The organism is Streptomyces sp. NPDC096132 (assembly GCF_044763345.1).
GTDB lineage: Bacteria > Actinomycetota > Actinomycetes > Streptomycetales > Streptomycetaceae > Streptomyces.
Genome location: NZ_JBIWGA010000103.1, coordinates 1 through 1,240, shown reverse-complemented (window position 1 = coordinate 1,240; position 1,240 = coordinate 1). Strand labels below are relative to the sequence as shown.

Below are 1,240 nucleotides of genomic sequence, written 5' to 3'. Positions count from 1 at the left end.
CGTCAGTGGGCGGGCACGCCCCGCTCCCGGAAGCGAGCGCGGACGCTCTCGGTCAGGGCCGGATCGGGAACCGGGGTGTCGCGCAGGGGGAAGGGGATGCCGAGGGCGTCGTACTTGGGGGCGCCGAGCTTGTGGAACGGCAGCACGTCGACCCGTCGGACCGTGCCGAGTCCGGCGACGAACCGGGCCAGGGCGTCCACCGACCGCGGGTCGTCGGTCCAGCCGGGGACCAGCACATAGCGGATCCACATCGGGACACCGAGGCGGTCCAGGCGGGTCGCGAAGCTGAGGGTGGGGGCGAGCCGGCCGCCGGTCAGTCTCCGGTAGGTGCCGATGTCGAAGGACTTGATGTCCAGCAGGACCAGGTCCGTGTCGGCGAGCAGCTCGTCGCCGGCACGGGCGCCGAGGAAGCCGGAGGTGTCCAGGGCGGTGTGCAGTCCGGCCTCCTTGCAGCGGCGCAGCACCTCACCGGTGAAGGCCGGCTGGAGCAGCGGCTCTCCGCCGGTGATCGTCACCCCTCCCCCGGCGGTGGTGACGAAGGCCCGGTACTTCTCGATCTCCGCCATCACCTCGTCCACCGTCGTCTCGCGGCCGTCGCGCATGTGCCAGGTGTCGGGGTTGGCGCAGTACAGGCAGCGCAGGGGGCAGCCGCTGACGAAGAGGACGAACCGGGTCCCGGGACCGTCCACGCCGGTGGACAGGTCCCAGGAGTGGATCCGGCCGGTCGTCGTCATCGTGCTCACAGCGATCCGTGGAAGGTGCGGCTGATCACGTCGAGCTGCTGCTCGCGGGTCAGCCGGACGAAGTTGACGGCGTATCCGGAGACCCGGATGGTCAGCTCCGGGTACTTCTCCGGGTGTTCCATCGCGTCCTCGAGGGTGGCGCGGTCCAGGACGTTGACGTTCATGTGGAAGCCGCCGGCCGCCGTGTAGGCGTCGAGGATGCCGACCAAGTGGCCCGCGCGCTCCTCGGGGGCGTGCCCCAGTCCCTCCGGGGTGATGGTCGTGGTCAGCGAGATGCCGTCGCGGGCCTGTTCGTACGGCAGCTTGGCGACCGACAGCGCGGAGGCGGCCACGCCGTGCCGGTCCCGGCCGTTCATCGGGTTGGCGCCGGGGGCGAAGGGCTGTCCGGCCCGGCGGCCGTCGGGCGTGTTCCCGGTGTGCCTGCCGTAGACGACGTTGGAGGTGATGGTCAGCACGGACTGGGTGTGCTCGGCGTCCCGATAGGTGGGGTGCCTGCG

General features: G+C 71.4%; 2 protein-coding genes. Both read right to left on the bottom strand.

Annotation, left to right across the window (positions count from 1 at the left end):
• Window positions 1-2: 2 nt before the first annotated feature.
• A complete protein-coding gene (pflA, locus tag ACIRF9_RS52715; protein WP_403837835.1) occupies window positions 3-734 on the bottom strand; it encodes a pyruvate formate-lyase-activating protein in 732 nt (243 codons plus the stop codon).
• Between the two features lie 5 nt (window positions 735-739).
• On the bottom strand, window positions 740-1,240 hold a 501-nt coding region (locus ACIRF9_RS52710), incomplete at its 5' end, for a glycine radical domain-containing protein (RefSeq protein ID WP_403837833.1).